Source organism: Burkholderia pyrrocinia (assembly GCF_022809715.1).
Lineage (GTDB): Bacteria > Pseudomonadota > Gammaproteobacteria > Burkholderiales > Burkholderiaceae > Burkholderia > Burkholderia pyrrocinia_C.
In genome coordinates this window covers 3,262,678-3,288,729 of the sequence record NZ_CP094459.1, presented here as the reverse complement: position 1 = coordinate 3,288,729, position 26,052 = coordinate 3,262,678, and the positions used below count along the sequence as shown (strand labels likewise).

29 protein-coding genes are annotated in these 26,052 nt (G+C 67.3%); 23 read left to right on the top strand and 6 right to left on the bottom strand.

The genetic code is table 11. From position 1 onward, the window contains the following. The first annotated feature begins 99 nt into the window (after positions 1–99). From secB to MRS60_RS15210, 3 genes are all read left to right on the top strand, one after another. Positions 100–579 (top strand): protein-export chaperone SecB, encoded by a 480-nt coding sequence (secB, locus tag MRS60_RS15220; RefSeq protein ID WP_034179115.1) that lies wholly within the window; start codon positions 100–102, stop codon positions 577–579. Between the two features lie 25 nt (positions 580–604). Beyond that, positions 605–1,603, top strand: coding sequence for an NAD(P)H-dependent glycerol-3-phosphate dehydrogenase (locus MRS60_RS15215; protein ID WP_034179114.1), 999 nt, complete (start codon positions 605–607; stop codon positions 1,601–1,603). Between the two features lie 92 nt (positions 1,604–1,695). Continuing rightward, positions 1,696–2,220 carry an O-acetyl-ADP-ribose deacetylase gene (locus tag MRS60_RS15210; protein WP_243564934.1) on the top strand — a complete coding sequence of 175 codons (525 nt, stop codon included), beginning with the start codon at positions 1,696–1,698 and terminating at the stop codon, positions 2,218–2,220. A 22-nt stretch (positions 2,221–2,242) separates the two neighbouring features. Here MRS60_RS15210 and trmL read toward each other — a convergent pair whose 3' ends face one another. After that, complete coding sequence (gene trmL, locus MRS60_RS15205; RefSeq protein WP_034179112.1) at positions 2,243–2,713, bottom strand: tRNA (uridine(34)/cytosine(34)/5-carboxymethylaminomethyluridine(34)-2'-O)-methyltransferase TrmL; 471 nt, start codon at positions 2,711–2,713, stop codon at positions 2,243–2,245. 107 nt (positions 2,714–2,820) lie between these two features. Then, positions 2,821–3,615, bottom strand: a complete 795-nt coding sequence (locus MRS60_RS15200) for a phosphoribosyltransferase family protein (RefSeq protein ID WP_243564933.1) — start codon at positions 3,613–3,615, stop codon at positions 2,821–2,823. 83 nt (positions 3,616–3,698) lie between these two features. On the opposite strand from MRS60_RS15200, the gene MRS60_RS15195 reads away from it, so the two are divergent. The 8 genes from MRS60_RS15195 (at position 3,699) to MRS60_RS15160 (ending at position 10,767) form a co-directional block, all read left to right on the top strand. Further along, on the top strand, positions 3,699–4,664 hold the full coding sequence (locus MRS60_RS15195) for a methyltransferase domain-containing protein (protein WP_034179111.1): 966 nt from the start codon (positions 3,699–3,701) through the stop codon (positions 4,662–4,664). A 195-nt stretch (positions 4,665–4,859) separates the two neighbouring features. Further along, positions 4,860–5,384, top strand: coding sequence for a DUF2244 domain-containing protein (locus tag MRS60_RS15190; RefSeq protein ID WP_051983603.1), 525 nt, complete (start codon positions 4,860–4,862; stop codon positions 5,382–5,384). Positions 5,385–5,441: 57 nt separating this feature from the next. Continuing rightward, positions 5,442–7,043: a cytochrome c oxidase subunit II gene (gene coxB, locus MRS60_RS15185; protein ID WP_243564932.1), complete on the top strand. Its 1,602-nt coding sequence runs from the start codon at positions 5,442–5,444 to the stop codon at positions 7,041–7,043. 43 nt (positions 7,044–7,086) lie between these two features. Next, a complete protein-coding gene (ctaD, locus tag MRS60_RS15180) occupies positions 7,087–8,694 on the top strand; it encodes a cytochrome c oxidase subunit I (RefSeq protein ID WP_034179108.1) in 1,608 nt (535 codons plus the stop codon). Between the two features lie 69 nt (positions 8,695–8,763). Beyond that, on the top strand, positions 8,764–8,904 hold the full coding sequence (locus tag MRS60_RS15175; protein ID WP_006760728.1) for a cytochrome oxidase small assembly protein: 141 nt from the start codon (positions 8,764–8,766) through the stop codon (positions 8,902–8,904). A 35-nt stretch (positions 8,905–8,939) separates the two neighbouring features. After that, the gene (locus MRS60_RS15170) at positions 8,940–9,554 is read left to right on the top strand and encodes a cytochrome c oxidase assembly protein (protein WP_243564931.1); all 615 of its coding nucleotides are present in this window, start codon (positions 8,940–8,942) and stop codon (positions 9,552–9,554) included. Between the two features lie 16 nt (positions 9,555–9,570). Then, on the top strand, positions 9,571–9,771 hold the full coding sequence (locus MRS60_RS15165) for a DUF2970 domain-containing protein (RefSeq protein WP_047899090.1): 201 nt from the start codon (positions 9,571–9,573) through the stop codon (positions 9,769–9,771). A gap of 138 nt (positions 9,772–9,909) precedes the next feature. Next, the gene (locus MRS60_RS15160) at positions 9,910–10,767 is read left to right on the top strand and encodes a cytochrome c oxidase subunit 3 (RefSeq protein ID WP_072437276.1); all 858 of its coding nucleotides are present in this window, start codon (positions 9,910–9,912) and stop codon (positions 10,765–10,767) included. Between the two features lie 184 nt (positions 10,768–10,951). On the opposite strand, the gene MRS60_RS15155 is transcribed toward MRS60_RS15160, so the two are convergent. Then, positions 10,952–11,161 (bottom strand): twin transmembrane helix small protein, encoded by a 210-nt coding sequence (locus MRS60_RS15155; protein ID WP_034179103.1) that lies wholly within the window; start codon positions 11,159–11,161, stop codon positions 10,952–10,954. An 84-nt stretch (positions 11,162–11,245) separates the two neighbouring features. On the opposite strand from MRS60_RS15155, the gene MRS60_RS15150 reads away from it, so the two are divergent. The 5 genes from MRS60_RS15150 to MRS60_RS15130 are packed head-to-tail and all read left to right on the top strand — an operon-like array spanning position 11,246 to position 15,328. Next, complete coding sequence (locus MRS60_RS15150; protein WP_034179102.1) at positions 11,246–11,956, top strand: SURF1 family protein; 711 nt, start codon at positions 11,246–11,248, stop codon at positions 11,954–11,956. Between the two features lie 60 nt (positions 11,957–12,016). Continuing rightward, entirely contained in the window at positions 12,017–12,643 is a 627-nt protein-coding gene (locus MRS60_RS15145) for an SCO family protein (RefSeq protein ID WP_034179101.1), read from the top strand. A gap of 25 nt (positions 12,644–12,668) precedes the next feature. Further along, positions 12,669–13,781 (top strand): COX15/CtaA family protein, encoded by a 1,113-nt coding sequence (locus MRS60_RS15140; protein ID WP_034179100.1) that lies wholly within the window; start codon positions 12,669–12,671, stop codon positions 13,779–13,781. An 8-nt stretch (positions 13,782–13,789) separates the two neighbouring features. Continuing rightward, entirely contained in the window at positions 13,790–14,692 is a 903-nt protein-coding gene (gene cyoE, locus MRS60_RS15135) for a heme o synthase (RefSeq protein WP_034179099.1), read from the top strand. An 18-nt stretch (positions 14,693–14,710) separates the two neighbouring features. After that, positions 14,711–15,328: an SCO family protein gene (locus MRS60_RS15130; RefSeq protein WP_243564930.1), complete on the top strand. Its 618-nt coding sequence runs from the start codon at positions 14,711–14,713 to the stop codon at positions 15,326–15,328. 147 nt (positions 15,329–15,475) lie between these two features. Here the strand turns inward: MRS60_RS15130 and MRS60_RS15125 are convergent, their stop codons facing one another. Next, on the bottom strand, positions 15,476–15,766 hold the full coding sequence (locus MRS60_RS15125) for a YciI family protein (RefSeq protein WP_034179097.1): 291 nt from the start codon (positions 15,764–15,766) through the stop codon (positions 15,476–15,478). Positions 15,767–15,976: 210 nt separating this feature from the next. On the opposite strand from MRS60_RS15125, the gene MRS60_RS15120 reads away from it, so the two are divergent. Both MRS60_RS15120 and MRS60_RS15115 read left to right on the top strand, forming a co-directional pair. Next, positions 15,977–17,614 (top strand): methyl-accepting chemotaxis protein, encoded by a 1,638-nt coding sequence (locus MRS60_RS15120; RefSeq protein ID WP_243564929.1) that lies wholly within the window; start codon positions 15,977–15,979, stop codon positions 17,612–17,614. A 205-nt stretch (positions 17,615–17,819) separates the two neighbouring features. Further along, entirely contained in the window at positions 17,820–18,635 is an 816-nt protein-coding gene (locus tag MRS60_RS15115) for a MetQ/NlpA family ABC transporter substrate-binding protein (RefSeq protein ID WP_034179096.1), read from the top strand. Between the two features lie 76 nt (positions 18,636–18,711). Here the strand turns inward: MRS60_RS15115 and MRS60_RS15110 are convergent. Both MRS60_RS15110 and MRS60_RS15105 read right to left on the bottom strand, forming a co-directional pair. After that, a protein-coding gene (locus tag MRS60_RS15110; RefSeq protein ID WP_243564928.1) for an IS3 family transposase occupies positions 18,712–20,075 on the bottom strand; the annotation gives its coding sequence in 2 pieces (ribosomal slippage) (positions 18,712–19,598 and positions 19,598–20,075; 1,365 coding nt in all). Between the two features lie 119 nt (positions 20,076–20,194). Next, positions 20,195–20,503, bottom strand: coding sequence for a VF_A0006 family four-cysteine protein (locus tag MRS60_RS15105; RefSeq protein ID WP_034179439.1), 309 nt, complete (start codon positions 20,501–20,503; stop codon positions 20,195–20,197). Between the two features lie 333 nt (positions 20,504–20,836). Between MRS60_RS15105 and MRS60_RS15100 the strand changes: the two genes are divergently transcribed. The 5 genes from MRS60_RS15100 (at position 20,837) to MRS60_RS15080 (ending at position 26,050) form a co-directional block, all read left to right on the top strand. Then, positions 20,837–21,802 carry an ABC transporter substrate-binding protein gene (locus tag MRS60_RS15100; protein ID WP_034179095.1) on the top strand — a complete coding sequence of 322 codons (966 nt, stop codon included), beginning with the start codon at positions 20,837–20,839 and terminating at the stop codon, positions 21,800–21,802. Positions 21,803–21,941: 139 nt separating this feature from the next. After that, positions 21,942–22,838, top strand: coding sequence for an ABC transporter permease (locus MRS60_RS15095; RefSeq protein ID WP_105393573.1), 897 nt, complete (start codon positions 21,942–21,944; stop codon positions 22,836–22,838). A 1-nt stretch (position 22,839) separates the two neighbouring features. Further along, positions 22,840–23,634: an ABC transporter ATP-binding protein gene (locus MRS60_RS15090; RefSeq protein WP_034179093.1), complete on the top strand. Its 795-nt coding sequence runs from the start codon at positions 22,840–22,842 to the stop codon at positions 23,632–23,634. Between the two features lie 288 nt (positions 23,635–23,922). Beyond that, positions 23,923–24,630 (top strand): translesion DNA synthesis-associated protein ImuA, encoded by a 708-nt coding sequence (gene imuA / locus MRS60_RS15085; RefSeq protein ID WP_131947499.1) that lies wholly within the window; start codon positions 23,923–23,925, stop codon positions 24,628–24,630. Then, positions 24,563–26,050 (top strand): Y-family DNA polymerase, encoded by a 1,488-nt coding sequence (locus MRS60_RS15080; RefSeq protein WP_243564927.1) that lies wholly within the window; start codon positions 24,563–24,565, stop codon positions 26,048–26,050. The genes imuA and MRS60_RS15080 overlap by 68 nt, the downstream gene beginning before the upstream one ends. The last annotated feature ends 2 nt before the right edge of the window (positions 26,051–26,052 follow it).

The following is a 26,052-nucleotide window of genomic DNA, read 5'->3' as shown; positions in this document are numbered from 1 at the left end:
AATGGCCGCCGGCCGCGCCGCGGCTTGGGCGCGCAGGATTCATCCGTGGCGGCCGGCGAGAAGCCGGGCCGCTCCGTCACCACTTTTTTGGGAAACACCATGTCCGACGTCGAAAACCAACCGTTCTTCAACATCCAGCGCGTCTACTTGAAGGATATGTCGCTCGAGCAGCCGAATTCGCCGGCCATCTTCCTCGAGCAGGACATGCCGTCGGTTGAAGTCGAAGTCGACGTCAAGGCCGACCGCCTCGCGGAAAGCGTGTTCGAAGTCGTCGTGTCGGGTACCGTCACCGCGAAGGTGAAGGACAAGGTCGCGTTCCTGATCGAAGCGAAGCAGGCCGGCATTTTCGACATTCGCAACATTCCGGACGAACAGCTCGACCCGCTGGTCGGCATCGCTTGCCCGACGATCCTGTTCCCGTACCTGCGCTCGAACATCGCCGACGCGATCACGCGTGCGGGCTTCCCGCCGATCCACCTGGCGGAAATCAACTTCCAGGCGCTGTACGAGCAGCGTCTCGCGCAGCTTCAGCAGCAGGCCGGCGCCGCAGGCGCGCCGAACGGCACGACGCTGAACTGACGTTTCACACGGACCGGTGCTGGGTATGAAAGTAGCCGTTCTCGGCGCCGGTGCCTGGGGCACCGCGCTCGCGGGCCATCTGGCCGCGCGGCACGATACGCTTCTGTGGGCGCGCGACGCCGCGCTCATCGCCGGGCTGCAGGCCCGGCACGAAAATTCCCGCTATCTGGACGGCATCGCGCTGCCTGACGCATTGCGCTACGACGCCGATCTCGGCGCCGCGCTCGCGCATGGCGCCGCGGACGACGCGCTGTGCGTGATCGCCGCGCCCGTGGCCGGGCTGCGCACGCTGTGCCACGCGATGCACGACGCAGGCTGCGTGCCCGCGCACATCGTCTGGGTCTGCAAGGGCTTCGAGGCCGACACGCATCTGCTGCCGCATCAGGTGATCGCGGCCGAGCTGCCCGAACAGCGCAGCAACGGCGTGCTGTCGGGGCCGAGCTTCGCGCGCGAGGTCGGACAGTCGCTGCCCGTCGCGCTGACGGTGGCGAGCACGTCCGCCGAATGCCGCGAGCGCACGCTCGCCGCGTTCCATCACGGCGCGATGCGGATCTATACGGGCGACGACGTGGTCGGCGTCGAGGTTGGCGGCGCGGTGAAGAACGTGCTCGCGATCGCGACCGGCATTTCCGACGGCCTCGGCCTCGGGCTGAACGCGCGCGCCGCGCTGATCACGCGCGGCCTCGCCGAAATGTCACGGCTCGGCGTCGCGCTCGGCGGCCGCGCGGAAACCTTCACCGGCCTCACGGGCCTCGGCGACCTGATCCTCACCGCGACGGGCGACCTGTCGCGCAACCGCACGGTCGGCCTGCAACTGGCGGCCGGCCGCACGCTGAACGACATCCTCGGTGCGCTCGGCCACGTGGCCGAAGGCGTGCGCTGCGCGCAGGCCGTGCTGGCGATCGCGCACGCGCAATCGATCGAGATGCCGATCACCGAAGCCGTGTGCGGCGTGCTGTTCGACGGCATCGCGCCGCGCGACGCCGTCAGCGGCCTGCTGCGGCGCGACGCGCGCGCCGAGTAGCGCGGCCGGGCGCCGCCCGGTGCGGTCGCGTCAAGCGCGCGGCGCCAAAGCGCACTACGCTTGAACAGTCTCCGGCGTTTCGGGAGGTTGTCATGCTGCAGATCCAATCCACCACGCTCGACGCGCAACTCGTCGACATCACGACGCTCGATGTCGACGCGATCGTCAACGCCGCGAACGGCTCGCTGCTCGGCGGGGGCGGTGTCGACGGCGCGATTCACCGCGCTGCCGGCCCCGGCCTGCTCGCCGAGTGCCGCACGCTCGGCGGCTGCGATACGGGCGACGCGAAGCTCACGCGCGGCCACGGGCTGCCGGCGCGCTACGTGATCCATGCGGTCGGGCCGGTGTGGCACGGCGGCGATCGCGGCGAGCCCGACCTGCTCGCATCGTGCTACCGGCGCGCGATCGAGCTGGCCGAAGAGGTGGCCGCGACGTCGATCGCGTTTCCGGCGATCAGTTGCGGCATCTATCGTTATCCGGCCGGCGAGGCCGTCGACATTGCAGTCGGCACCGTCGTCGAAATGCTGCCGCAGGCGCCGAGCCTCGCACGCGTGGTGTTCGCGTGCTTTTCCCCCGACATCCACGACCTGTATCGCGCGCGGCTCGCGCGCAACTGACGCGGCTCGCGCCGCGTACGCATCACGCGCCGCCTTCGAAGCCGGCCTGGCGCCACGCCTCGAACACGACCACCGCGACCGTGTTCGACAGGTTCAGGCTGCGGTTGTCCGGCCGCATCGGCAGGCGCACGCGCTGTTCGTTCGGGAAGCGTTCGAGCAGCGCGGCGGGCAGGCCGCGCGTCTCCGAGCCGAACACGAACCAGTCGCCCGGCAGGAACGCATGATCGTGGAAGCGGCCCGAGCCGCGTGTCGTGAACGCGAACATCCGCGCGGGATCGGGCGATTCGGCCGCGACGAACGCGTCCCAGTCGCGGTGCACGCGCATCTGCGCATACTCGTGATAGTCGAGGCCGGCACGGCGCATCCGTGCGTCGTCGAGCGGAAAGCCGAGCGGCTCGATCAGGTGCAGGTGCGCGCCGGTGTTGGCGCACAGGCGGATCACGTTGCCGGTGTTCGGCGGAATTTCGGGAGCGACGAGGACGACGTTGAACATGTTTCGGTTTGGCTGGGCCGGCCGGTGCGGAGCAATGCGCGCTCGTTCCCGGCCGGCCGGTTCGTGACGGCCGCGGCCGCGTGCAGGCGGCCGGCCTCTCTAATTAATTAATCCCTGGCGGTGCGCAGCGCAACCAGATTCGTCACGCGCGCGGCGCCCGCCGCCTTCAGTGCGTGCGCGGCGGCCGCGAGCGTCGCGCCGGACGTCATCACATCGTCGACGAGCGCGACGTGGCGGCCAGTGACGTCGCCGGCCACCGCGAACGCCGACATCACGTTGTCGCGCCGCGCGCGCAGGGCGAGCCGCGACTGCGGCGCGGTGTCGGCGACGCGCGCGAGCAGTGCCGCATCCGCGCGCACGCCGAGCCGGCGCGCGAGCGGCCGCGCGATCGCCCATGCCTGGTTGTAGCCGCGTGCGACGAGCCGCCGGTGCGACAGCGGCACCGGCGCGACCAGGTCGAAGCCGCCGGTGCCGCGCGTATCGTCGACCAGCCGGGCGAGCCGGGCCGCGAATTCGGCGCCGAGCGCGAGCCGCGCGTGAAACTTCAGACCGCGCGCGAGCCCGTCGAGCGGCGCGCGGTAATCCGCGAGCGCGAGCGTCGCGTCGAACGGCGGCGCCGCCGTGCGGCACGCGTCGCAACGGTACGCGGCCGCGCGGCCGTGCCCGCCACGGAGCGGGCGCGAACGCGGCTGCCCGACACTTAGCGGCAGCGCGCAGATGTCGCAGCGCAGCCGCGCTTCATTCCAGTACGCGGCGTCGCAGGCAATGCAAATCACGGCGTGTGACAAATTGCCGCACAGTGCGCAGCGATTCGGCAGCGCGATCGCGGCGACGCGCGCAGCCAGCGCGCGAACCTGCGACAAAACGACGCGCATCGTGCGCGGAGCAGAACTGCGGATCATCGCGAACACTCCTGGCGGCCCCGCCTCGATGAAGCCTGCGGGGCGAGCGAGTATACTTCGGGCTCTTCGCCAGTGTGCCCGACATGTCCCCAGCTTCGACTTCAACCGGCCGTCCGGCCAATGACGCCAGGCGCCTGCGGCGGATCTTCGATCGCCGTGCCGCCACGTTCGACGCGGTCGCGTTCCTGCCGCGCGAGATCGCGCAGCGGATGAACGAGCGTCTCGAATACATCAAGGTGAGCCCCACGGCTGTGCTCGATGCGGGCTGCGGCCCGGGCGACGATCTGCCGGCGCTGCGCGCGCGCTTTCCTGAAGCGCCCGTATTCGGCGTCGACCTGTCCGGCGCGATGCTTGCGCGGGCCGGTCAGCGCGAGGTCGAGCAGGCGAGCTGGCGCCGCTGGCTGCCGGCCTCGCTCGGCCGGGCGCTGGGCCAGCGCGGCCCGCGCGTCGCGCAGGCCGACTTCGCTGCGCTGCCGTTTTCGGGCGGCGCGTTCGACCTGATCTGGTCGAATCTCGCGCTCCACTGGCATTCGCGCCCCGACGCGGTGCTGCCCGAATGGCAGCGCGTGCTGCGCGTGAACGGGCTGTTGATGTTCAGCACGCTCGGCCCCGACACGCTGCGCGAGCTGCGCGCGGCCTGCGCGGACGCCGAAGCGGCGCTCGGCATTGCGCCGCCCGCCGCGCGCGTGATCGATTTCGTCGACATGCACGACCTCGGCGACATGCTCGTCGAGAGCGGCTTCGAGATTCCCGTGATGGATCAGGAAGTGCTGACCGTCACGTACAAATCCCCCGATTCCCTGCTGGCCGACGTGCGCCGCTGGGGCGCCTATCCGTTCGAGCGGGCGGCGCCGCAGCGCGCGACGCGACGCTTTCGCGCGGCGCTCGGCGACGCGCTGGAAGCGCGCCGGCGCGCGGACGGCACGATTGCGCTGACCTTCGAGGTGATCTACGGCCACGCATGGAAGGCCGTGCCGCGCACGACCGCCGAAGGGCACGGGATCGTGCGCATCGAGGACATCGGAAAGGGGCGTCCGAAGAATCGGTAAAGCGGTAAAGAGGGGTTTTGTTATGTCCGAAATTAGCGGCGCAAAGCGGGGTCGAATTGGCGCCAAAAATGGCCGGAAAGCTTGTCGCGCTTGGCTTGGCGGGCGATAGGCGCTTGCTTGTGGATGCCATTGAACCCGCCTATAATGCGTCAGCTTGTCGTCCCGGGGTCCCCGCAATACGGGGCGACGAGTCCGATGCAGGCATGCATCGCATGCCATTCGCGTGAGGCGGCGATGGAAGCAGCGAGGGTTTTGGCGGAGACGACGAACGGCGAGCCGGTCCTCGAAGACTGGCTCATGAAACGCAACTGTTCGGCGTCGCCGCGCCAGTTCGTGCTGTTTTACGCGTCGCTCGCTGGCTTCTCGCTGGTGATCGCGACGTTGCTGATGTGGCGGGGGGCTTGGCTCGTCATGCCCTTCACCGGAATCGAGTTGCTGGCTGTGGGTGTCGCATTCGCGATCTATGCTCGCCATGCGGTCGATTACGAACGCATCAGGCTGTTCCCGCACCGGCTCGTGATCGAGCGGATGGATGCGGAGCGGCTCACGCAGATCGAATTCAACCCGCGCTGGGTGCGGGTCGAACCGGGCGCGACGCCACGCGATCCGATTCGGCTGGTATCGCGCGGGCAGACCGTCGTAATCGGGCAGCATCTCGCGCAGTACAAGCGTGCGCAGTTCGCCGACGAACTGCGCATGTCGCTCAGGCGCTGCGGCTGACGAGGCGCGGGCACCGGCCGGGAACAGGCCGGCGGCTTGCGACGGGGGAGGGTTTGAATGGAAATTTTGGGTAAGGATGCTATGAAAACAATCAAGCGAGCCCTCACGGGCGTGCTGGCATGCAGCGGATTGCTCTTTGCCGGTGCCGCCCTGGCGGTCGGTGATAGCCCGGGCGGCCCCCGCGTCAACGAGATCAACTTTCAGCCGCCGGTCACGAAAATCGCCGAGGAGCTCTACGATCTCCACACGATGATGCTGATCCTGTGTACGGTGATCTTCGTCGGCGTGTTCGGCGTGATGTTCTATTCGATCTTCGCGCACCGCAAATCCAAAGGCCACAAGGCCGCCAATTTCCATGAAAGCACGACCGTCGAGATCATCTGGACGATCGTGCCGTTCGTCATCGTCGTGCTGATGGCGCTGCCGGCGACGAAGGCCGTCGTCGCGATGAAGGACACGACCAACGCCGATCTCACGATCAAGGTCACCGGCTACCAGTGGAAGTGGGGCTACGACTACGTGAAGGGCCCGGGCGAGGGCATCGGCTTCCTGTCGACGCTGACCACCCCGCGCGACGAAGTGATGGGCAAGAAGCCGATCACCGACACCTATCTGCAGGAAGTCGACAACCCGCTCGTCGTGCCGGTCAACAAGAAGATCCGCATCATCACGACCGCGAACGACGTCGTCCACTCGTGGTACGTGCCCGCGTTCGGCGTGAAGCAGGATGCGATTCCCGGCTTCGTGCGCGACACGTGGTTCAAGGCCGACAAGGTCGGCACCTTCCGCGGTTTCTGTACCGAGCTGTGCGGCAAGGAACACGCGTACATGCCGGTCGTCGTCGAAGTCCTGTCGGAAGACGACTACGCGAAGTGGGTCACCGCGCAGAAGGCCAAGCTGGCCGGCGCGGCGGTCGATCCGAACAAGGTCTACACGATGGCCGAACTCGTCGCGCACGGCGAGGAAGTCTACAAGGCGAACTGCGCGGCCTGCCACCAGGTGAGCGGCAAGGGCCTCGGCGCATTCCCGGCGATGGACGGCAGCCCGATCGTGAACGGCCCGATCGCCGGCCACGTCGAGCGCGTGCTGCTGGGCAAGGGCGCAATGCCGTCGTGGGCGTCGCTGTCGGACCTCGACATCGCATCGGTCATCACGTACGAGCGCAATTCGTGGGGCAACCACAAGAACGACCTGCTGCAGCCGAAGCAAGTGGCTGACGCGCGCAACGGCAAGATGCCGGAAGACGCGGCGGGCGCAGCGGCGTCGGCCGAAGCGGCTTCGGCACCGGCGCAAGCCGCGTCGGGCGCGGCCGAGCAGCCGGCGGCAGCATCGGCAGCGGCATCGGCCGCGTTGTCGACGATCTACTTCGAGACGGGCAAGAGCGTGCTGCCGGCCGACGCGAAAGCGGCGATCGCCGCCGCGGCCGACTATGCGAAGGCACATCCGGACGCGAAGCTCGCGCTGTCGGGCTTCACCGACAAGACGGGCTCGGCCGACGCGAACGCCGAACTGGCGAAGCACCGCGCACAAGCCGTGCGCGACGCGCTGAAGGCAGCAGGCGTGGCGGAAGACCACATTATTCTCAAAAAGCCGGAAACGATCTCGGGCGGGGCAGACGCGAAGGAAGCCCGGCGTGTCGAGATCGGGCCGGCGGCTTGACGTGTCGCTGAGTTAGTCGACGTATTCGCATTAGGAGATTCTCATGTCTAGCATCGGGCACGACGTAGCCGCGGACCACGCGCACGACGACCACGCGCACGAAATGCCGCACGGCTGGCGGCGCTGGCTGTTCGCCACCAACCACAAGGACATCGGTACGCTGTACCTGCTGTTCTCGTTCATCATGTTCCTGTCGGGCGGCGTGATGGCGCTCGGCATCCGTGCCGAACTGTTCGAGCCGGGCCTGCAGATCATGCGTCCGGAGTTCTTCAACGAACTCACGACGATGCACGGCCTGATCATGGTGTTCGGCGCGATCATGCCGGCGTTCGTCGGCTTCGCGAACTGGATGATTCCGCTGCAGATCGGCGCGTCCGACATGGCGTTCGCGCGGATGAACAACTTCAGCTTCTGGCTGCTGCCGGTCGCGGCAGTGCTGCTGGTCGGCTCGTTCTTCGCGCCGGGCGGCGCGACGGCCGCCGGCTGGACGCTGTACGCGCCGCTGTCGACGCAGATGGGCCCGGGCATGGACTTCGCGATCTTCGCGGTGCACATCATGGGCGCGTCGTCGATCATGGGCGGGATCAACATCGTCGTGACGATCCTGAACATGCGCGCACCTGGCATGACGCTGATGAAGATGCCGATGTTCGCGTGGACGTGGCTGATCACGGCCTACCTGCTGATCGCCGTGATGCCGGTTCTGGCAGGCGCGATCACGATGGTGCTGTTCGACCGCCACTTCGGCACGTCGTTCTTCAACGCGGCAGGCGGCGGCGACCCGGTGATGTACCAGCACATCTTCTGGTTCTTCGGCCACCCCGAGGTGTACATCATGATTCTGCCGGCGTTCGGGATCGTGTCGCAGGTGATCCCGGCGTTCTCGCGCAAGACGCTGTTCGGCTATAGCTCGATGGTGTATGCGACGGCTTCGATCGCGATCCTGTCGTTCATGGTCTGGGCACACCACATGTTCGCCACGGGCATGCCGGTCACCGGTCAGCTGTTCTTCATGTACGCGACGATGCTGATCGCCGTGCCGACGGGCGTGAAGGTGTTCAACTGGCTCGCGACGATGTGGCGCGGCTCGATGACGCTCGAAACCCCGATGCTGTTCGCGATCGGCTTCCTGTTCGTGTTCACGTTCGGCGGCCTGACGGGCCTGATGCTCGCGATGGCGCCGCTCGACATCCAGTATCACGGCACCTACTTCGTGGTGGCGCACTTCCACTACGTGCTGGTGGCCGGCTCGCTGTTCGCGCTGTTCTCGGGCTGGTACTACTGGGCACCGAAGTGGACGGGCTGGATGTACAACGAGACGCGCGGCAAGATCCACTTCTGGGCGTCGATGATCTTCTTCAACCTGACGTTCTTCCCGATGCACTTCGTCGGCCTCGCGGGCATGCCGCGTCGTTATGCGGACTACCCGGCGCAGTTCACGGACTTCAACCAGGTGGCGACGATCGGCGCATTCGGCTTCGGCCTCGCGCAGGTGTACTTCCTGTTCGCGGTCGCGCTGCCGGCCTACCGTGGCGGCGGCGATCTGGAAAAGGCGTCGGACAAGCCGTGGGACGGCGCGACGGGCCTCGAGTGGACGGTGCCGAGCCCGGCTCCGTTCCACACGTTCGAGCAACCGCCGCACGTCGAGTAAGTTTCACAGTGCGCTTAGCCGCTGCCTGCCGCGCAGGCAGGCGCGGCGGGCGCCGAACCGAAGTGTCAGATGAACCGGAATCCACAAGAAAGACGAACGCCCGAGCAGATCCGCGCGGGCAACAAGCGGCTCGGCCTCATCCTGCTCGTCATCGCCGCCGTTTTTTTTGTGGGTGTCGTGATCAAGCAGTGGTGGCTGTCCACTCACTGATGCAGTAACTGACGCAGTAGCGAGGAAGTTGTCGTATGTCGAAGCCGGAAGAGGGCGCCGTCGATCGCGCGTTCAATCGTTCGATGCTGGTGAAGCTCTTCGTCGTGGCCGGGCTGATGTTCGGTTTCGGCTTCGCGCTGATCCCGATGTATCGGGCGATCTGCCAGATCACCGGCATCAACAACCTGGTGCAGCGCGACGTCAGCGAGCGCGAGGTGAAGAACTCGCAGGTCGACACCAGCCGCACGGTGTCGGTCGAGTTCGATGCGAACGCGCGCGGCCCGCTCGGTTTCAAGCCGGAGCACAACAGTCTCGACGTGCATCCGGGCGAGCTGACGACGATCGTATACGACGTGACGAACGGGCAGGGCCGGCCGGTCGTTGCACAGGCGATTCCGAGCTACGCGCCGAAGCAGGCGACGGAGTTCTTCAAGAAGATCGAATGCTTTTGCTTCACGCAGCAGACGCTGGCCGCGCACGAGTCGCGCAAGATGCCGGTGGTGTTCGTGATCGATCCGAAACTGCCGAAGGACGTGAAGACGATCACGCTGTCGTACACGTTCTTCGAGCTGAATACGCCGGCCGCGCCGGCGCCGGCGCCGGCGACGCGCAGTACCGCGGCGCAGGGCGCGGCGAAGCCGGATGCATGACGACGGAGACGGGGCGATGACGGAGGGTAAGCGGGGCGGGTCGTTCGGCCAGGCGGTGAAAGCGGTGCTGTGGTCGTTCTTCGGGGTGCGCAAGCGGCGCGACCTGGAAGCCGATGCGACGCAACTCAATCCGCTGCACGTGCTGATCGTCGCGTTGATCGCGGCCGGCGTGTTCATCGGCGTGCTGATCCTGATCGTGCGTGCGGTCGTGGGCTGAGGCCCGCGGCCACGAGAGAATGCAGTACGCAGCGCCGCGGCGCTGCGTGCAGGAAAGAGCGGTGGCGGTCGCGCCGCGCAAGAAATAAAGCCGGAGCGGTTTCCGGTACACAAATTGGACTGAAGTGGAGAATCAAGCATGAGCGGTCAAAACCAGACCCCGTACTATTTCGTGCCGCATCCGTCGCAGCATCCGATCAGCGCGGCCGTCGGCCTGCTGGTCATGCTCGGATCGGTGGCGCTGTGGATCAACGGTCACGACTGGGCGCCGTTTACGGCGCTGCTCGGCCTGCTGTGGTTGCTCTTCACGCTGTATCACTGGTTCGGCGACGCGATCGCCGAATCGGAAGGCGGTCATTACGGCAAGAACGTCGACAAGTCGTACCGCTGGAGCATGAGCTGGTTCATCTTCTCCGAAGTCATGTTCTTCGGCGCGTTCTTCGGCGCGCTGTTCTATGCGCGTGAAATCGCGCTGCACCAGCTCGGCAGCCTCGACTACAAGCTGATCTGGCCGGACTTCTCCGCCGTGTGGCCGAACGAAGGCCCCGCCGCGCTTGCCGGTCACTTCAAGACGATGGGCCCGTGGCCGGTCCCGACGATCAACACGGCATTCCTGCTGTCGTCGGGCGTGACGCTGACGATCTCGCACCACGCACTGCGCGACGATCATCGCAAGAAGGCGATCGCATGGCTGGCCGCGACGCTCGCGTTCGGTATCTGCTTCCTGTTCCTGCAGGGTTTCGAGTACTTCCACGCGTACAACGAACTGAACCTGACGCTGAACTCGGGTGTGTACGGTTCGACGTTCTTCCTGCTGACCGGCTTCCACGGCTTCCACGTGTTCCTCGGCGGCACGATGCTCGCGGTGGTGCTGGTGCGGATGATCCGCGGCCACTTCAAGCCCGATCACCACTTTGCATTCGAAGGCGCCGCGTGGTACTGGCACTTCGTCGACGTCGTCTGGCTCGGCCTGTACGTCGTCGTCTACTGGCTGTAAATGGAAAAACGGCCCGCGCAGCAATGCGCGGGCCGTTTTCATTGGTGTCGGCCCGGCAGTTGCGAGCCGACACCCTTGGCGCCGCCGCGACTCAGTCAGGCGGCGCTTTTACTTGGTGGCGCGGCCGTGCGGCTAAATGTCACAGCGGTCACATCGGTTGCAGCGGGCCGCGGCGGCAAATGCGTCAACGCCCGATCGGCAGGCCGGTCGAATGGATCCAGCCCATCCAGTTCGCGAGCAGGATGAACAGGAACAGCGAGACCGATAGCCCGACGCGGGTGGCGAGCGACCAGACCATGCGTTTCGTGTGGCCGCGGTCGTGCATCATGAAGTAGAGCGCCGAGCCCATGCTGGCGATGATGAGGACGAAGGCGATGGGAACGAGTATGTGCATGACGCGAACCGGACGACGGCAATTCGGAAGGAAGAGGATAATTATCGCACTTCGTTTTCGCGAATGTGCCCGGCGGGCCGCACGATGAAGATTCGCTGGCTGCCTGCGCTGCTGATTCTCGTCGTCGTCGCGGTCACGATCCGTCTCGGTTTCTGGCAGCGCGACCGCGCGCACCAGAAGGAAGCGCTGCAGGCGAGCATCGAGCGCTACGAGCATGCGGCGCCGGTCGAGGTCGGCGCGCAGCCGATTCCGCTCGCGTCGATCGAGTTTCATCGCGTGCGTGCGAAGGGCCGCTTCCTGCCCGAGCAAGCGGTGTTTCTCGACAATCGGCCGTATAACGACCAGCCGGGTTTTTACGTCGTGATGCCGTTTAAACTCACGGGCGGCGGTGTCGTGCTCGTCAACCGCGGCTGGCTGCCGCGCAACATCGCCGATCGCACGGCGATCGAGTCGTTCGCGACGCCCGCGGGCGACGTCGAGATCGTGGGCATCGCGCGCGCGGACGCGTCGCGTGCGTTCGAGCTCGGCGAAGGCGGATCGGCGGCGCACCAGAAGATCCGGCAGAACCTGGACGTCGCCGCGTATGCGAAGGAAACGGGGCTGCCGCTGCAGCCGTTCGTGATCCAGCAGACGAGCGACGACGGCGACAAGCTCGTGCGCGACTGGCCGGCGGCGGCGACCGGCGTCGAGCGCAATTACGGTTACATGTTTCAGTGGTGGGCCATGGCGGCGGCCGCGCTCGGCTTCGGCCTGTACGCCGCGCGGCGTGCGGCGAAGAAGTCGGCCGGCGCGTGAGCGCCATGCCAGGACGCGGCGCACGCGCCGCGGGTTCGTTTCGAGAGGTCTGATTTGTCCATGCAATCTTCCCGTCAGGGTCCGGCCGCTGCGCCGATCTCGCCGGCGGCCCGCAAGCGCGGCCGCTGGATGCTCGTGTTGCTGGGTCTCGTGTGCGCGGCGCCGATGCTCGCGTCGTACTTCACCTATTACGTGATCAAGCCGAAGGGCGGTTCGACGAACTACGGCACGCTGATCGAGCCGCAGCGGCCGATCCCGGCCGATCTGCAGGTCACCGACGAAACCGGCAAGACGGTGCCGCTGTCGTCGCTGCGCGGCGTCTGGCTGTTCGTGATGACGGACCGCAGCGCGTGCGACGACGCATGCGCGCAGAAGCTCTATTTCATGCGCCAGATCCGCGTCACGCAGGCCGGCGAACGGCACCGGCTCACGATGGTGTGGCTGCGCAGCGATGCGGGCGCGATGCCGCAGAAGGTGCTGGAAGCCTATCCGGACACGCGCCGGCTCGTCGCCGATCCGGCCGCGGTGGCCGCGTGGCTGCCGGCCGACGCCGGCACGAAGGACAGCGACCACATCTACATGGTCGATCCGAACGGCAACCTGATGATGCGTTTCCCGAAAGACCCGAATCCCAGCAAGATCAAGGCGGACGTGACGAAGCTGCTGAAGTGGTCGAGCATCGGTTAAGGCAAGAGAGCGAGGCACCATTCCGATGTCGTATCTACTGCAACTCGGCCTGATCGGCTTCTGCATCGCGCTGCTGCCGCTGTCGTACGTGTGGGTGAAGGCCGACGACAACAAGTTCCGCAAGCTCGTGTGGATCACCACGTTCCTGACCCTCGACCTGGTGATGTTCGGCGGCTTCACGCGGCTGACCGATTCGGGGCTCGGCTGCCCCGACTGGCCCGGCTGCTACGGCACGTCGTCGCCGTTCATCGCGCATGCCGCGATCACGGCCGCGCACCAGGCGATGCCGACGGGCCCCGTCAGCATGACGAAGGCGTGGATCGAGATGATCCACCGCTATTTCGCGATGGCGATCGGCGTGCTGATCATCGCGCAGGTTGTGATCGCATGGGCCGCGCGGCTGCGTCGCCGCCCGCTGCACGTGTCGCCGTGGTGGCCGACGAGCCTGCTGCTGCTGATCGTCGTGCAGGGCGTGTTCGGCGCATGGACGGTCACGATGAAGCTGCAGCCCGTGATCGTCACGACCCACCTGCTGCTCGGCCTCGCGCTGCTCGGCACACTCGGCTGGCTCGCGGCGCGGCAGACGCCGCTGCCGTCTCACGACCCGGAGGCCGGGCGCTATCGCGCGGCCGCGCTCGCGGCGCTCGTGCTGCTGGTCGTGCAGATCGCGCTCGGCGGCTGGGTGAGCACCAACTACGCGGTGCTCGCGTGCACCGATTTCCCGACCTGCAACGGCCAGTGGATTCCGCCGATGGACTTCGGGCACGGCTTCCACCTGTGGCGCGCGCTCGGGATGACGAAGGACGGCGACGCGATCACGCAGGATGCGCTGGTCGCGATCCACTGGACGCACCGCACGTTCGCGTTCGTCGTGGTCGCGTACCTGGTCGCGTTCGCGCTGAAGATGCGCCGCTTCGAATCGCTGCGGCGGCCCGCGAACGGCGTGCTGCTGGTCGTCCTGCTGCAGTTCGTGACGGGCCTGACCAACATCGTGCTGCAGTGGCCGCTGCCGGTCGCCGTCGCGCACAACGGCGGTGCCGCGATCCTGCTGCTGCTCGTCGTCATGTTAAACTTTCGCATCCTTTCAAGCCGCCCCGGCCGTGTCGCGCAGCCTGCGCGCGACGCCGCCCCGGCGTGACCGCCCCCATGCAAAGCACCCTCTCCCAATCGCCCGGTAGCCGCTTTTCCCAGTACATGGCGCTGACGAAGCCGCGTGTCACGCAGCTCGCGGTGTTCTGCGCGGTGATCGGCATGTTCCTCGCGACACCGGGCATGGTGCCGTGGCATGTGCTGATCGGCGGCACGGTCGGTATCTGGCTGCTGGCCGGTGCCGCATTCGCGATCAACTGCCTCGTCGAACAGAAGATCGACGCGATGATGCGGCGTACCGCATGGCGCCCGTCCGCGCGCGGCGAGATCACGACGCCGCAGATCCTGGTGTTCTCGGCCGTGCTCGGCAGCGCCGGCGCATGGACGCTCTACACGTTCACGAACCCGCTGACGATGTGGCTGACGATCGCGACGTTCGTCGGCTACGCGGTGATCTACACGCTGCTGCTCAAGCCGATGACGCCGCAGAACATCGTGATCGGCGGCGCGTCGGGCGCGATGCCGCCGGCGCTCGGGTGGGCCGCGGTCACCGGCGCGGTGCCCGGCGACGCGTGGATCCTCGTGCTGATCATCTTCGTGTGGACGCCGCCGCATTTCTGGGTGCTCGCGCTCTATCGCCGCAAGGATTACGAGAGCGCGGGGCTGCCGATGCTGCCCGTCACGCACGGCGAGAAGTTCACGCGGCTGCACATCCTGCTGTACACGGTGATCCTGTTCGCGGTCACGCTGATGCCGTTCATCTCCGGGATGAGCGGGGCTGTCTACCTGACGAGCGCGGTGCTGCTCGGCGCGGTGTTCCTCGCGTATGCGTGGAAGATCTACCGCGATTATTCGGACGAACTCGCCCGCAAGGCCTTCCGCTATTCGATCGTCTATCTGTCGCTGCTGTTCGCCGCGCTGCTCGTCGATCACTATGCACGCCCGCTGCTCGGCGTGTAACCGCACGGTTTGAACGCAATGCTCCATACACGGTTCGGGCGCCGCGCGCGCCAAGGCTGGATGCTCGCGTGCGCATTCACGGCAGCGCTGCTGCTCGCCGGATGCGACAACGCGCCGAAATTCCAGAACCTCGACATCACCGGCAACACGCAGTTCGGCAACGACTTCTCGCTGCCCGATACGGCCGGCAAGGTGCGCACGCTCGCCGACTTCAAGGGCAAGGCCGTCGTAATGTTCTTCGGCTATACGCACTGCCCGGACGTGTGCCCGACGACGATGGCCGAACTGTCCGAGGCGCTGAAGCAGCTCGGGCCCGATGCCGCGAAGCGCGTGCAGGTGCTGTTCGTCACCGTCGACCCGGAACGCGACACGCCGGCGCTGCTCGGCCAGTACGTGCCCGCGTTCGATCCGTCGTTCGTCGGCCTGCGGCCGGCCGACGAAGCGGCGCTGAAGAAGGTCACGAAGGATTTCCGCGTGTACTACGCGAAAGTGCCCGGCAAGACGCCCGGCAGCTACACGATGGATCACACCGCCGCGAGCTATGTGTTCGATCGCGACGGCAAGCTGCGCCTGTTCGTGCGCGACGGCCAGGGCCCCGGCCCGTGGGTCCACGACCTGAAGCTGCTGGTCGAGTGACCGGCATTCGCCGAGCGCCCGGCCCGGCGATCGTGTGACGGCCGTTTCGCGCCGTCACGCTTTCTCTTTTCCCTTTTCGTTTGCATGCGCCGCCCGCCGCCCGCCGCGCGGCGCGTCGGCACGCGCGCGTGCCGCGCAGATGCCGCGTTACGGCAGCGCCGGCACGTTGAAGCCGGATGCGGCGCGCGTGATCCGGAATTCCGTCACGCGATACGTCGCGAGCCCCTCGGTGACGAACGGGTCGGTCTTCAGGATCGCGTCGAGTTCGTCGCGATCGATGCGGGCCGCGAGGATCACGCCGCCTTCGCGCGGCACCTTCGGCCCCGCCGCGATGAAGATGCCCTTGTCGAACAGCGGCTGCAGATACGCACGGTGGCGCTCGAGCGCGTCGTCGATGCGCTCGAGCGATGCGGTGTAGTGGATGTCGATGACGTACATGGATGGCCCCGGAATGGCGCCGGCGCGTCGCGCGCCGGCCAGCCGGTCTTTGTAGCACAGCGGATGCGGGCTGTCGCGCCGGGGCCGTCCGTTGCGCTCCGGCGTGTATTCAAGTTGTAAGCCTCATTGCCGTAAATGCAAGGGCAACCGTTTGCGCGCGGCAGGCCGTTCGTGCGCATCGTGTGCACCGACATCGATAAAGGCACGCAGATGAGCAGAATGAGTTTGAACCGCAAGCTGTGGCTCGCGCTTGCGCTGGTATGGATCGGTTTGCTGGGCGTCGGCGCCTGGAGCGCCTACGAGACGCGCGCGACGATGCTCGCCGAACGCCGGGCCGGCATCGCGAATCTCGTCGATTCGGCGGCCGGCATCGTGAAGTCGTATCACGCGCTTGCGCAGAGCGGCACGCTGCCCGAGGCCGATGCGAAGCGCGACGCGCTCGCGAGCCTTGCCGCGATGCGCTACGGAGATTCGGGCTACGTGTTCGTGATGGACTCGAAGCCGGTCGTGCTGATGCATCCGACGCTGCCGAAGCTGGTCGGCACGCAGGTCGGCGACACGCTCGATCCGGACGGCAAGCCGCTGTTCGTCACGATCCTGAACGCCGCGAAGGCGACCGGCAGCGGCTTCGCCGAATATCGCGGGCGGCTGCCGCACAGCGAAACCGCCGTGCCGAAGATCAGCTACGTCACGCGTTTCGCGCCGTGGGACTGGAACATCTCGAGCGGCGTGTTCCTGAAGGACATCGACACCATCTACTACCGCACGCTGCTCGGCCACCTCGCGGTCGTGTTCGTGATCGGCTTCGTGATCAGCGCGGCGATGCTGGTAATCATCCGCAACGTGCGCGCCAGCCTCGGCGGCGAGCCCGACGAAGCGGCCGCGCTCGCGACGCGCATTGCGCAGGGCGACCTCACGCAGCCGGTGCCCGTGCGCGCGGGTGACCGCACGAGCATGATGGCCGCGATGCGCGACATGCAGGCTCGGCTGCGGGCGACGATCGGCGGGATTCGCCAGTCGGCCGAATCGATCGCGTCGGCGAGCCGCGAGATCTCGGCCGGCAACGACGACCTGTCGCAGCGCACCGAGGAGCAGGCCGCGTCGCTGGAGGAAACGGCCGCGAGCATGGAGCAGCTGACCGCGACGGTGAAGCAGAACGCCGACAACGCGCGGCAGGCGAGCGGGCTCGCGAACAACGCGTCGGACATCGCGCGCACGGGGAGCGACGTCGTGAACCGCGTGATCGGCACGATGGGCGAGATCGACGACAGCTCGCGCAAGATCGCCGACATCATCGGCGTGATCGAGGGCATCGCATTCCAGACCAACATCCTCGCGCTGAACGCGGCGGTCGAGGCCGCGCGCGCGGGCGAGCAGGGTCGCGGCTTCGCGGTGGTCGCGGGCGAGGTGCGCTCGCTCGCGCAGCGCAGCGCGACGGCAGCGAAGGAGATCCGCGCGCTGATCGTCGATTCGGTCGAGCGCGTGCGCAACGGTTCGACGCTGGTCGGCCAGGCCGGCACGACGATGGGCGAGATCCTGCAGGCCGTCGCGCGCGTGACCGACATCATGGGCGAGATCGCGGCCGCGTCCGAGGAGCAGGCGAGCGGCATCACGCAGGTCGGGCGCGCGGTCACGCAGATGGATCAGGTGACGCAGCAGAACGCGGCGCTCGTCGAGGAGGCTGCGGCCGCCGCTGGGTCGCTGCAGGAACAGGCCGCGCGGCTGCGCGACGCGGTCGGCGCGTTCCGGGTCGGCGATGCAGGCGGCATATCGTCGCGGCGGGCCGGCGAGCGGGCGGCCGAACCCGCGTTCGGCACGAAGGCGGCCGGCGACGCAGCGGTGGCGTGACGCGGACTTGGCGGATGCGCGTCACACGCAAACGCAACTAACGGCCAAGCCGCGCATCCGCCGCCAGCACTGCTGCGGTGCATACCCATATGAGCGGGATGTATTTCACTTCCCGCCGATCCTGTGACACCATTTGCCCCTTCCAGCGAGTCGGGGGATACCCGTATCGCGCCCCATTTCCAGTAAGCAAGAAAGCGAGAAACAGATGAAGCGTCGCAGTCTCCTGAAGGTATTTTCCGTGCTGGCTGCCGGTGCAGCGCTGACGCTGTCGGCGGGCGCGCACGCCGAGGACAAGGTGATCAAGGTCGGCACGGTTGCCGGCCCGGATGCGGAAGTGTGGCAGCTCGTGCAGAAGGTCGCGAAGGAGAAGGAAGGCCTGAACGTGAAGGTCATCGAGTTCAACGACTACGTGCAGCCGAACGCGGCGCTCGATTCGGGCGACCTCGACGCGAACAGCTTCCAGCACCAGCCCTACCTCGACAGCCAGGTGAAGCAGCGCGGCTACAAGATCGTCAGCGCGGGCCTGACCTACATCTCGCCGATCGGCGTGTACTCGAAGAAGTTCAAGTCGCTGAAGGACCTGCCGCAAGGCGCGAAGCTCGCGGTGCCGAACGATCCGTCGAACGAGAACCGCGCGCTGCTGCTGCTCCAGACGCAAGGCGTGATCAAGCTGAAGTCGGGCGCCGGCACGGGCGGCAACAACGCGACGGTGCTCGACATCGCCGAGAACCCGAAGAAGCTGAAGATCTCCGAACTCGACGCCGCGCAACTGCCGCGCGTGCTGTCGGACGTCGACGCGGCCGTGATCAACACGAACTACGCGCTGGCCGCGAACCTGCAGCCGACCAAGGACGCGATCGCACTCGAAGCGCTGACGAGCCCGTACGCGAACCTGATCGCCGTGCGCGCGAAGGACAAGGATCAGCCGTGGGTGAAGAAGCTGGTCAAGGCGTACCAGTCGCCGGAAGTGCGGGAATTCATCAAGAAGCAGTTCAAGGGCTCGATGGTCGCGTCGTTCTGAACGCCGCACACCGGTCGGACCGCTGAACGAAAAGGGCCTGCATCGTGAGCTGACCCCGTAAAGTTGGACGGGTAAATTAGGCCGCCAAGGGCTGAGTTCTGTACTGCACGGGACTCAGCCCTTTTAGCTTGAGCTTGATGCGGTCGTGATTGTAATAGTGGATGTAGTCGGCAATGGCGCGACGCAATTTCTGGACGTCTGCGAAGTGTGTCAACCGGAAGCACTCGGATTTGAGTGTGCCGAAGAAGCTTTCCATCGCGGCATTATCCAAGCAGTTGCCCTTGCGTGACATGCTCTGCGGCATGCCTCGCTCAGCAAGCTGTTCGCAGTATTCTCGCATTTGATAAGCCCAGCCTTGATCCGAATGCAGCATCGGTGCCTCATCAGGTGCCAGCCGCTTGAATGCCTTGTCCAGCATGGCTTTGATCATGGCGAAGTCAGGGCGCTCGCTCATTTGCCAGGCAATGATCTCGCCGTTGTACAAATCCAGAACCGGCGACAGATATAGCTTCTTGCCGCCGACATTGAATTCGGTCACATCCGTCACCCACTTCTCGTTGGGCCTATTGGCTTCGAATTGGCGGTTGAGTAGATTCGGCGCTATGCGCCCACGCTCTCCCCGATAGGACCGATATTTCTTGGGCCGAACGAGCGACTTCAGACGCAGCACTGACATCAGTCGCTGCACCGTCTTGCGGTTGACCCAAGTGCCCGCTCGACGCAATGCAAGCGTGATCCGGCGATAGCCGTAACGCCCCTTATGCTGGGCGAAGACATCGGCGATCTTCGCCTTGAGCTCGGCGTGACGATCTCCCGCCTTGGTCGCTGCCACTTGGTAATAGAACGTACTACGCGCCAGGCCTGAAACCTTGAGCAAGACCGTCAACGAATGGTGCTCACGCAAGGCGTTCACGATTTGCGCGGTTTCTTTGGCTTTGCTTGCTCCTTGGCTCGGAGCAGTTCGTCCAACTTTTTTAGGTACGCCACCTCCGCGCGCAGATACTCATTCTCTTTAAGAAGGTCTTCGCGTGAGCGCTCGTCTGCGGGCACGGCAGTAGGCTGGGCAGGCTGTTTGGGCTTTGACATCTTGGGTGGCCGGCCTTTGCGGCGCGGCATGAGAGCTTCGAAACCACCCTCATGATACTGGCGCTCCCAGCGACTCACGCAGTTGGCTTCGCGCAAATCGAATACCGCGCATGTGCGCTGGTATGACAGCTCATGGCGCCACATGTGTTGCAGCACCGACATCTTGAAGTCAGTGCTATACGTCTCGTGCTTCTTGCGCAGCCCTGCTTTGCCATGTACCCGGAAAGCGCTCACCCAACGCCGCAGTGTTGAATACCCAACTCCGTACTTCCGGCCGAGCGACTCGCAACTGCCTTCGCCGCTCAGATATGCCTTGACCAATTGTTGCTTGAACGACGGGTCATACTTCGTCATGAAAAAACCCCCAAGGGTTGGAGTGATGTCCAACTCTTGGGGGTCAATTCATCGCGCAGGCCTTTTTTCATTGGCGCGGCCGGTGGACGGCCGCGTGGTGCGCCGCGTTCAGCGCCGGCTCACATGTCGCCGCGCCGCGAGCAGATCGCCATGATCTGCTGGATCGCATAGCTGTCGCGCACGCCCGGCAGCGACTGCACGACGCACTCGTGAAAGCGCCGCTCGCGCGGCAGCAGCATCGCGTTGTTGCGGTACAGCGCGTCGCAGGAGCGCTGGATCAGCTGGGCCGCGGCGCCGTTGCGGCTTTCGCGCAGCGCGCCGAGCATGCACTCGTCGTATTGCGCATAACCGTCGGTCAGCGCGAATGCCGCGCCCGGCAGCGCCAGCGCGACGGCGGCGAATACGATTGCACGGACTCCCCGTTTCATGTGCCCTCCGATGGTGTCGCCTGGGTCGGCCGACAGCATAACGTAAAGCCGTCAACGCGGCTGACGCGTTGCGCCGATGCCGGCGGGAGCCGCCGCCGGCCGGGCTTCGCGCGCGGTCGCGGGCACCGGCGGGCAGCGCAATCCGGCGCGCCGCGTGAAAGGGCGGAGTCAGGTGGTGGTCTGCGGAAATGGTATCCTCGTGCGTTCGCCGCTACGCACCTTCCCGGGGTGCGCGCGGGCCGGCCGCCGCCGAGTTTTACGCGCGGCGGTGCCCGCCTGACGGCGGCGGGAATCCATCATCCAGAACCGACACAATACGGGGGAGACTCACCCATGAAGCGATTCAAGACTTTCGCGATCCGTTCGATCACGGCCGGCGTGGCCGCACTCGCGCTGGCAGGCGCCGCGCACGCGCAGACCGTCAAGGTGCTGTCGATCGTCGACCATCCGGCGCTCGACGCGATCCGCGACGGCGTGCGCGCCGAACTGAAGGCGGAAGGCTACGGCGACGACAAGCTCAAGTGGGAATACCAGAGCGCGCAGGGCAACACGGGCACGGCCGCGCAGATCGCGCGCAAGTTCGTCGGCGACAAGCCCGACGTGATCGTCGCGATCGCGACGCCGGCCGCGCAGTCGGTCGTCGCGGCGACGAAGAGCGTGCCGGTCGTCTATTCGGGCGTGACCGATCCGGTCGCCGCGCAGCTCGTGAAGGGCTGGGGCCCGTCGGGCACCAACGTGACGGGCGTGTCCGACAAGCTGCCGCTCGATCGCCAGGTCGCGCTGATCAAGCGCGTCGTGCCGAATGCGAAGACGGTCGGCATGGTCTACAACCCGGGCGAGGCGAATTCGGTCGTCGTCGTGAAGGAGCTCAAGGAGATCCTCGCGAAGCAGGGGATGACGCTGAAGGAAGCGGCCGCACCGCGCACCGTCGACATCGGCCCGGCCGCGAAGAGCCTGATCGGCAAGGTCGACGTGATCTACACGAACACCGACAACAACGTCGTGTCCGCGTACGAAGCGCTCGTGAAGGTCGCGAACGAAGCGAAGATCCCGCTCGTCGCCGGCGACACCGACAGCGTGAAGCGCGGCGGCATCGCGGCGCTCGGCATCAACTACGGCGACCTCGGCCGCCAGACGGGCAAGGTCGTCGCGCGCATCCTGAAGGGCGAGAAGCCGGGCGCGATCGCGTCGGAGACGAGCAGCAACCTCGAGCTGTTCGCGAATACGGGCGCGGCCGCGAAGCAGGGCGTCACGCTGGCGCCGGATCTCTTGAAGGACGCGAAGACGGTCATCAAGTAAGCCGCGGCCCGACCGCAGCGCTTGCGGGCCCGATCCGGGCCTGAACGACACCGCCGGACGGGCGGCTCCCACCCGGGGCCGCCCGTTCGCTTCACCCGGCCGTACACGTCCGGCCGGGAAGCAACAGGATTTCCCCACCATGTCTTTGTTCTCGTTTCTGGGCGCGCTGGAGATCGGCCTGATCTTCAGTCTCGTCGCCCTCGGGGTGCTGATCTCGTTTCGCATCCTCAACTTCCCCGATCTCACCGTCGACGGCAGTTTTCCGCTCGGCGGCGCCGTCGCCGCGACGCTGATCTCGGCCGGCTACGACCCGTTCTCCGCGACGGTGCTCGCGATCGTCGCGGGCGCGCTGGCCGGCTTCATCACGGGCTGGCTCAACGTGCGCCTGAAGATCATGGATCTGCTCGCCAGCATCCTGATGATGATCGCGCTGTATTCGGTGAACCTGCGGATCATGGGCCGGCCGAACGTGCCGCTGATCACCGAGCCGACGCTGTTCACCGTGCTGCAACCCGACTGGATGCCCGACTACGTGCTGCGCCCGGCGCTGCTCGCGATCGTCGTCGTGGTCGCGAAGCTCGGCCTCGACTGGTTCTTCTCGTCGCAGCTCGGCCTCGCGATGCGCGCGACCGGCGCGAACCCGCGGATGGCGCGTGCCCAAGGCATCGCAACCGGCCGCGCGACGCTTGCCGGGATGGCGCTGTCGAACGCGCTCGTCGCGCTCGCAGGCGCCTTGTTCGCGCAGACGCAGGGCGGCGCGGACATCTCGATGGGGATCGGCACGATCGTGATCGGGCTGGCCGCGGTGATCATCGGCGAGACGCTGCTGCCCGCGCGCCGGCTGGTGCTGACGACGCTCGCCGTCGTGCTCGGCGCGATCGTCTACCGCTTCTTCATCGCGCTCGCGCTGAACAGCGAATTCATCGGCCTGAAGGCGCAGGACCTGAACCTCGTGACGGCCGCGCTCGTCACGATCGCGCTGGTGCTGCCGGCGACGCGCAAGAAGCTGTTCGCGCGCAAGAACGGAGGGGCATGACATGCTGTCCGCACAAGACCTGACACTCACGTTCAATCCCGGCACGCCGATCGAGACGCGCGCGCTGCGCGGGCTGTCGCTCGAGATTCCCGACGGCCAGTTCGTCGCGGTGATCGGCTCGAACGGTGCCGGCAAGTCGACCTTCCTCAATGCGGTCAGCGGCGACCAGCGCGTCGATGCGGGGCGCATCGCGATCGACGGCGCGGACGTCACGCGCCAGCCCGCGTGGGACCGCGCGCACCTCGTCGCGCGCGTGTTCCAGGATCCGATGGCCGGCACCTGCGAGGCGCTGACGATCGAGGAAAACATGGCGCTCGCGACGGCGCGCGGCGTGCGGCGCGGCTTCCGGGCCGCGCTCGACCGTCCGTCGCGCGAGCTGTTCCGCGACAAGCTGCGGCTGCTGAACCTCGGCCTCGAAAACCGGCTGACCGACCGGATCGGGTTGCTGTCGGGCGGCCAGCGGCAGGCCGTGAGCCTGCTGATGGCGTCGCTGCGGCCGTCGCGGATCCTGCTGCTCGACGAGCACACGGCCGCGCTCGACCCGAAGACGGCCGCGTTCGTGCTGGAACTGACCGCGCGCATCGTCGCCGAGAGCCGGCTGACGACGATGATGGTCACGCACAGCATGCGGCAGGCGCTCGACTACGGCGACCGCACGGTGATGCTGCACCAGGGGCAGGTCGTGCTCGACGTGTCGGGCGACGCGCGCAAGGGGCTCGACGTGCCGGACCTGCTGCAGATGTTCGAGAAGGTGCGGCACGAGCAGCTCGACGACGACGCGTTGTTGCTGAGCTAACCTGACGGGCGGCACGCGGCGAGCCGGCGCGATGCGGTGTTGCATCGTGCCGGTTGGCGTGAGGGTTTGCGTGCCGATCCGGCCGGGCGATCCGGCCCGCGTGCGTCGCATCGGGCCGGATGGTCGTGGCGGCGGGCGTGCGGGCGGCCCGAATCGGCGCACCGTAACATGACGGGCGCGCCGGCTTTCCTTCTGTTTTTCCTCTGACAAAAACCGGTTTCGCACCGGCGCTGTGCGACGCGGGCGCATTGCCATATACTGTATATCCATACAGTTGTGGGTGGCGTCATGCTCGCATCCTCCATTTCTCCCGAATCCCTTCATCCGTCGCTCTGGCGCGGCTCGCAGCTCGCGTGCGGCGGCCCGCGCACGATCGATACCGGCTTCGCGCCGCTGTCCGCCGAGCTGCCGGGCGGCGGCTGGCCGGTCGGCGGGCTCGTCGAACTGCTGGCCGCGCAGCCGGGCTGCGGCGAGATGCGGCTGCTCGCGCCCGCGCTCGCACGCACCGTCAGCGCCCGGCGTCCGCTCGCGCTCGTCGCGCCGCCGCAATCGCCGCATGCGACCGCGCTCGCCAGTCTCGGCGTGCCGGCCGACGCGTTGCTGTGGCTGCGCGCCGGCAGCCGCACGGATGCGTTGTGGGCCGCCGAGCAGGCGCTCAGGACCGGCTGTTGCGGCGCGCTGCTGCTCTGGCAGGACCCGCGGCCCGATGCGCTGCGGCGCCTGCATCTCGCGGCCGCGCGCACGGGCGACACGCTGTTCGTGATGCTGCGTCCGCTGTCGGCCGCGCGGCAGCCGTCGCCGGCCGTGCTGCGCGTCGCGCTGCATCCCGTGCCGGGCGGCGTGTCGCTCGATATCGTCAAGCGTCGCGGGCCCGCGCGCGGCGAGCCGCTCGTGCTCGACCTGCCGTCGCCCATCGTGGAGAGTCGTTATGCGCGTCTTGCTCGGCATCCATCTGCCGCGCCTGCCGCTCGACGTGTGCGCCCCGCAGCCGTCTGACGCAGCGGCCGGCGGCGCCGGCTGCGCGGTGCTCGAGCAAGGCGTCGTGCTGATCGCCGATGCGGCCGCGCGCCGGCAAGGCGTGCGTGCGGGCATGAAGCGCGGCGGCGTGCTGACGCTCGCACCCGACACGCAGCTCGTCGAACGCGATCCCGCGCGCGAGGCCGATGCGCAGCGCGCGGTCGCGCTCGCGTTGCTGCGCTTCTCGCCGTGCGTCGCGCTCGACGACGAAGCCACGCTGATCGTCGACGTCGGCCCGAGCCTGCGCCTGTTCGGCGGCTTGCCGTCACTGTGCCGCCAGGTGCGCGCGACGCTCGCGGCGCTCGGTTATGCGGCGCGCCTGTCCGCCGCGCCGACCGGGCGCGGCGCGTGGCTGCTCGCGCGCACGTCGGCGCGCGCGCGCAGCCGGCGCCGCGTCGCCGGCCACGCGTCGCTCGTCCGCTCGCTCGACGGGCTGCCCTGTGTGCTGCTGCCCGATGCGCGTCCGTATGCGGGCTGGTTCGACGGCCTCGGTTGCCGCACGCTCGCCGATCTGCGCCGCCTGCCGCGCGCGGGGCTGCAGCGCCGCTGCGGTCCCGCGCTGCTGGCCGCGCTCGATCGCGCGTACGGCGACGCGGTCGAGCCGCTTGCGTGGATGGCGGTGCCGCCCGTGTTCGACGTGCGGCTCGAATTGCCGGAGCGCGTCGAATACGCGGAAGCCGTGCTGTTCGCCGCGCGGCGGCTCGTCGTGCAGCTCTGCGGCTGGCTGGCCGCGCGGCAACTGTCGCTGGCCGCAATGACGTTCGATCTCGAGCACGAGCGCGGCCGCCAGGCCGTGCCGCCGACGCCGCTCGAACTCGCGTTCGCCGCACCCGTACGCGACGAGGCGCACTTCATGCGGCTGCTCGGCGAGCGGCTCGCGCGCGTCGAACTGCCGGCCGCGGTGATCGCGGTGCGCCTGAAGGCCACGCGCGTCGAATCGGTCGCACCGCCGGCGGACGATCTGTTTCCCGAACCGGGCGGCACGCGCGAGACGCGCGCGCGGCTGTTCGAGTTGCTGGTCGCGCGGCTCGGCGCGGAGAACGTGCTGCGCGCGGCGCCGGTTGCCGATCACCGGCCCGAAGCCGCGAACCGCTGGCTGCCGCTCGATGCGCAGGCCGGCAAGCCGGCCGCCGGTCCGCCGGCCGTGCCGCCGCGTCCCGCGTGGCTGCTGGCCGAGCCGCTGCCGTTGCTGATGCGCGGGGAGCGGCCGGTATTTCATACGCCGCTCAGGATGATGTCGTCGGTGGAGCGGATCGAGGCCGGGTGGTTCGATGGTCAGCTCGCTGCGCGCGATTACTGCGTCGCGCAGGACGAGGCCGGTGCGTGCTACTGGGTATTCCGGGAGCGGGCGGGGAGCGAGTCCGAGCCGCGCTGGTTCCTGCACGGCCTGTTCGGGTGAAC